This is a genomic window from Aurantiacibacter xanthus, assembly GCF_003584015.1.
GTDB lineage: Bacteria > Pseudomonadota > Alphaproteobacteria > Sphingomonadales > Sphingomonadaceae > Alteraurantiacibacter > Alteraurantiacibacter xanthus.
The window spans coordinates 1-5,843 of record NZ_QXFM01000132.1; the positions used below are offsets into that span (position 1 = coordinate 1).

General features: G+C 64.1%; 3 protein-coding genes. All 3 read right to left on the reverse strand.

The features are described from left to right. Positions 1 to 860, reverse strand: an 860-nt coding sequence (locus D2V17_RS16540) for an ArdC family protein (RefSeq protein ID WP_119594031.1), incomplete at its 3' end; no start/stop codon positions are given. Between the two features lie 166 nt (positions 861 to 1,026). Further along, positions 1,027 to 3,003 carry a ParB/RepB/Spo0J family partition protein gene (locus D2V17_RS16545; protein WP_119594033.1) on the reverse strand — a complete coding sequence of 659 codons (1,977 nt, stop codon included), beginning with the start codon at positions 3,001 to 3,003 and terminating at the stop codon, positions 1,027 to 1,029. Between the two features lie 104 nt (positions 3,004 to 3,107). Continuing rightward, a partial coding sequence (locus D2V17_RS16550; RefSeq protein WP_191229248.1) for a strawberry notch family protein occupies positions 3,108 to 5,843 on the reverse strand: 2,736 nt, incomplete at its 5' end.

The window sequence follows — 5,843 nt, forward strand, 5'->3', positions numbered from 1 at the left end:
AGGCTGGCCGCTTCCTCGGCCTTGGCCGCAGCGGTCAGGATCGCGCGCTCGTCCGATTTGAGGATCTTGAGCCAGGACGCGATGTAGCTGGCGTGATGGTCGAGGTGGGTGACCGGAAGACCGAGTTCTGCCCCAAGTATGGCTGAGGACAGCTCGGCGATGAGTTCCTCGGCAGCATAGGCATCGCTGCCAAAGCGGTTCTTGAGATCGCGATCGAGTCGCGAGCAATGCCCCGTCCAGTGCGACAGCTCGTGCGCGAGCGTCGCATAGTAGGAGTCGTAGGCTTCGAAAAGTTCGGCTGGCGGCAGGGTAACGCGGTCACGCAGCGGCTCGTAATAGGCCTGCGCGCCATGGTGGCGAAGGTCGGCGCCAATATGGGCAAAGAAGGCATCAAGGCGGTCTTCGCGTCCTTCGGGCTCAAGTGCGGCAACCAGCGGCTTGGGATGGTAGAATGCAGGGAGGCCGTCGCACTGGTCAGCGTTGAACACGGCATAGGCCTTCAGCACGCGCCGGTTTTCAATGTCGGCCTCGCCTTCAGCGTTCTCGACCTCCTTGGTGTAGCTCTTGTAGAAAATCGCGATGGTCGATTTCTCACCTTTGCGGACCTGTCCGCCGAGCGCCTGACACTGGCGGTAGGTCATCCAGTAGGGCGAGGCGTAGCCGCAGCCATCGGCCACCATCCACAGCCAGAAGGTGTTCATGCCGCGATAGGGCGTACCGCAAGAACGAAGGGGCCGCGAGACCGGCACACCGCGCCATGGCTTGACCCAGGGCTTTGTCCCTTGCTCGAGCTGTTCGATGATGGCGGCGGTGATGCGCTGGGCTGGCGAAGCTGAAGCCGCGCGGCGGGACTTGGTCATTGGAATTCTCCTGATCGCCGGGACGGACATGCCCCGGCTCAGGAACAGCAAAGCTCCCTCCCCTCTCCGCCTCTGAAGCAGCCGACATTCAGCGAAAACGCGAAAGGGCGGCCCGTCCCGAGAGGGACGGACCGCCCGCCGAGTGACCTGGACCTGTCAGGAGGGGTCAGGCAGCCTGCTCGGCAATCTCGTCGGTCACCTCGCCGCTGACCGTTTCGTCAGACGCAGCTTCCTCCATTTCGGCTGGAACGTCAGCATCAGTGAACCGCATGATCGCCGGAACCCAAGCCTGCGCCCGTTCCTTGACCTCAGCTTCGCCGATGAAATTGCCCGAGAAGATGCGTTCAGCAGCGCTCGCCAGTTCGGCCTTCTTCGATCCGGCATAGCGACTGACCAGTTCGGGACCACCAGCGGCATCGAGTGCTTCGAGCGTGCGGGCCTTGGCCACGCGGTCGAAGTAGTTGGCCGCTGTGGGACGCCACCAATGCGCAGTCTCGATGTCGAGGAGCGAGCCGAGCGTCTCATGCATCGGCACCGAGCGCTCGCCTTCACAAGCGAGGCTGGCAATCAGAGTGCGCGAGACGACATGACCAAGCCAGGCCGAGCGCGCCTCGTCGGAAAGCGCCCGGAAGTTAGCGAACCGCTCGACATCGCTTGTCCCAGCGCGCCAGCTTTCATCGAGCGAGCCGGCGAACTCGGCCAGAGCAGCACTTGCCGGTGCGTCCTTGGCCTCGAACCCGGTGACAGGCCCGGACGCGACCGAGCCAACGAGGGTCGACGCTTTCTTGGCGCGCCAGTCGTGCCCATCGGCATCGGCGAGCGTGAAGACCATGAAGTCGAGCGCCAGTGCCGGGTCGTTGGCGAGATGGATTGCCAGGATGTCGCGGCGCTGCATTGCGAGTTCGTCGAGCAGGCGCTGGGAAAGCGAGCTCCCCTTGGGCTTAGCCGCACCGCTCTCTTCGATGGCCTCGACCACGCCTTCGTCAGCAAAAACTTCGGTCTCGGTGTAGTACTGCGGGACCAATGTCGGCTCGCCATTGCGCGAGAGGACGAGGAATGCGCCAGCCTTGGATTTCAGTTCGTCGGCGAGTACCGGCGGCCGGTCATTGAGCGCGCGCATGGCGCGGTCGATGACGACGAGTTCCCGTTCGGCCTTGGCTACCTCGTCCTCGTCGCTATCCTCGTCTTCGAGCACGGCGGCGACGCGGTCGTAGTCGGCCTCGAGCTCGCCGAGCTCCTGCGCTTCCTGCTCGGTCATCGGTGCAGGTTCGCAAGGCAAGCGGCTCATACCTTCGACAAGGTCGTGGCTGACATAGGTGCCAAGGGTCGGCCGAACCCAGGCAAGGCCATATTCGATCGCGACCTTTTCTGCGGCTTCTTCCATGGCCTTGTGTGCGAGGTCTTCGAGCAGCGCGACATCGATCCAGCTTTCGCTGGCATCATCGTCGAACAGTTCGCGCTCGATCCGGCCACCCGCAGTCAGGTAGGCATCGCGTCCGACGAGAACCGCTCGCGGATCGGAGCCACGAACGGTTGCGTCGAGCACCATGCGCCGGATCGTGTCGGGCGTGATTTGGTACCAGGCGTCCTGCAGCTCGGCATAGACATGCGCCTGGCGCTCGACGTCCGAAATCGCGCCATAGGCCTTGGCCATGTCGAGCGTGATCGTGCCCTCGGCGAGTGCTTCGAAGACGCAGGGTGCCAGACTTGCCAAACGCAGGCGCCCTTCGACGAAACGGACAGTGAGGCCGAAGCGGCGCGCCACGTCTTCAACCGTGGCACCTGCGTCGATGATCGATGCGAAGGCCTGCGCCTCGTCGGCCGGATTCATCGCGAGACGCTGGAAGTTCTCGGCAAGGCTCGCTTCACGCACTTCGCTTTCCTCGCCTTCGATGACGAGGCAAGTGACCTCGTGGTTTTCATGCAAGGTGCCCTCTTCGGCCAGCGCCTGCAGTGCGGCGAGCCGGCGACCGCCGGCCTCGACCTCGAACTTGCCGCGCTTTCCTTTACGCACGACGAGGTTCTGCAGCAGGCCGCGCGCAGCAATGTCTGCCCGCAGCTGGAGGTCGGCGAGGACATCGCTCGACTTGCGAACGTTGCGCGGGCTCGGAACGAGCTTCTTCAGGGGGATCGACTGAATCATGGGTGTTCTCCTGATGGAATGAAGGCGCACGCGAGGATCACGAGGCCCACATGCCCAAAGGGCTCCCTCCACTCTCATTGTGTGATTGGGGCCTGCCCGAGGGATCAGGCGGCAAGCGCGGGGAGGACCGATGAGGCTCTCGACACCGGGACGAACAGCCGTGTGCGGTAGCGGATGATCTCGGTGAAGCAGCCCTTGCCCTTGTACCAGTCGAGCCGATCGGGCGAGAACCCGGTCAGTTCGAGGCGCTGTTCGCCGCCTACCAGCGAGCGCTTCACGGTAAGTGGATCGTGGCTTGCAAGGCCCAGCGGTTTGCCGCTGGCGATGACGAGGTCGCCGATCTGCTCAGCCGCTGGTCCGGCAACTCCGGAGAGGCCAAAGGTCTCGGCGATCGCGGCGAGATCGATATCGAGCACTTCGCGGCCGATGATCGACTGACCGTCCTCGGCAACGAGCCGGGTGACGCGGACATGATCGCCGGGCAGGCGCTTCCAGACCGGCAGCAGCAGCCCGGTGGCGAGATGGACGCGCTCGGTCATCGGTGAAGCGGCGGCCTCCTCTTCCTCGGCCCGCCAGGCGCTGGTGAACGCGGTGACGCCAATTTCTTCCCAGTGGCTTTCACCGAGCGCCTCAAGCGTCCAGTTCGCGGACTTGAGCGGTCGAAGCAAGCGTCGGCGTTCGATCACGGCCCCGTCGTCAGCGATGAGGCGCCGGGCAGGAACCGAGAGCGCGACCTTGCCCGAGCGCGCATTGCGCATCGGGATCGCGTACTTGCTGCCGATCTCGTGCATCCGCACCAGTCGCTGCAATCGCAAAGGCCGAAGGTGCCTCGTCACTTCGAGCGAGACGAGGCGGGTCTCGGCACCGGTCACGGGATCGGTGCGCAGGAGTTCATCTGCCAGGACCGTGAAACGATCGACGCTGACGGTCTCAAGACCCTGGTCGAGCGTTCCGGCTTCGCGCGCGGCTTCGATCCGCGCCTCTACCAGTCCGAGATATTCGTCGAAGATTGCGTTCTGCAGCGCGATCGGCAGCGCAAGAATGCGATTGAGCCAGCGCTGGATCGTGGGGAGATTGTCGGTCAGCCCGCCATCGGGGTTTTCAAGCCGGAGGCCGGTACGTTCGACGAAGTTACCGAAGTTGGTGGCTTCGAGCTTGCCCTCATAGAGCAGCTGGAACCAGCGGCTGAGCGCATCGCGCGCATAGTCGCTTTCGAGATTGTCGGCCGGGTCGAACAGGTTTTGACCGCCCGTCTGGCGCTGGCCGCGCGTCAGCGCGCCCAAGGCATCGAGCCTTCGCGCAATGGTCGAGATGAAGCGGCGTTCGCCCTTCACGTCGGTGGTTACCGGCCGGAACAGCGGGGCCGAGGCCTGGTTGGTGCGGTTCGTGCGACCGAGACCCTGGATGGCGTTGTCGGCGCGCCATCCCGGTTCAAGCAGGAAGTGAACCCGGCGTTGCTGATTCCGACAGCCGAGGTCGGCATGATAGGAACGCCCCGTGCCGCCCGCATCCGAGAAGACGAGGATGCGCTTGGTCCCTTCCATGAAGCTTTGCGCTTCGGCGACATTTGCGCTCGGGCTTCGCCGTTCGAGCCGCTGCTGGCCGTCACGGCCCAGGATCAGCCTGCGGGTGCGGCCCGTCACCTCGGCCACCGCCTCGGTCCCGAAGCGCTCGATGATCGCGTCGAGCGCGGTAGCGATGGGCGGCAGTGCGCAGAGCTGTTCGATCAGCGCATCGCGCGCGGCAAGGGCACGCGAGCAGAAAACGGGATTGCCCTCTCCGTCGCTCATTGCCTCGGAGCGAAGATTGCCGTCCTCGTCGGCGAAGACCTGCATCAATCGTACCGGGAAGCCCTTCGTAAGGTAGTCGATGACGTATTCACGCGGTGAGAGATCGATATCGAGCGCTTCGCGTTCTTCCACGCTAAGGTCGGCAAGGCGCCGGTCGAGCATGGCCTCGGAAGTCGAGACCAGCTGCACGACAACCGAATGGTCTTCGCCAAGCGCCGCTTCCATCGCGGGGATCAGGTTGGGCAGTTTCATCGAAAGCAGAAGCTGGGCAAAGAAGCGCTGCTTGGTGCCTTCGAAGATCGACAGCGCCGCAGCCCTGGCGTTGCGATTGAGCGTATCGCCGCTGTCCTCGTCGACCACGCGGGTTGCTTCGAGCGCAGCTTCCAAGTTGCGGTGAATGATCGCCCAGGCATCGGCGTAGGCGTCATAGATTTTGACCTGCGCTTCGGTCAGGCTGTGTTCGAGGATCTCATACTCAACCCCGGCGAAGGACAACGCACGAGCAAGATAGAGGCCCTGGGCCTTGAGGTCGCGGGCGACGAGCTCCATCGCCGCGACGCCGCCAGCGCGGATCTCGGTCATGAACGCCTCGTGGGTCGGGAAAGCGGTCTCGGGTCCCCAGAGGCCAAGCCGGGAAGTATATCCCAGATTGGCGATATCCGAAGCGCCAGTGGCAGACGCGTAGAGCACCCGGGCGCGCGGGAGATGGTTCTGCAACCTGAGCCCCGCCATGCCCTGTTCGGAGCCCTTGACCTTGCCGCGGGTTGAAGAGCCCCCGAGCGCATTGGCCATCGCGTGGGCTTCGTCAAAGGCGATCACGCCGTCGAAATCCTCGCCCGCCCAGGCAAGGATCTGATCAAGCCGCGTATCCTCGGCGCGGCCCGAGCGCAGCGTCGGATAGGTGACAAAGAGGATGCCTTCGGACATCGTTACAGGGTGGCCGAGCTTCCAGCGCGAGAGCGGCTGGAGATCGAGCGGCAGCCCTCCAAGCGCTTCCCAGTCGCGGCGTGCATCTTCGAGCAGCGCCTCGTTCTTGGTGATCCAGACATG

Excerpts from the sequence above, each read along its gene's own strand:
- D2V17_RS16545 (WP_119594033.1), bottom strand. The coding sequence starts at position 3,003 with ATGATTCAGTCGATCCCCCTGAAGAAGCTCGTTCCGAGCCCGCGCAAC.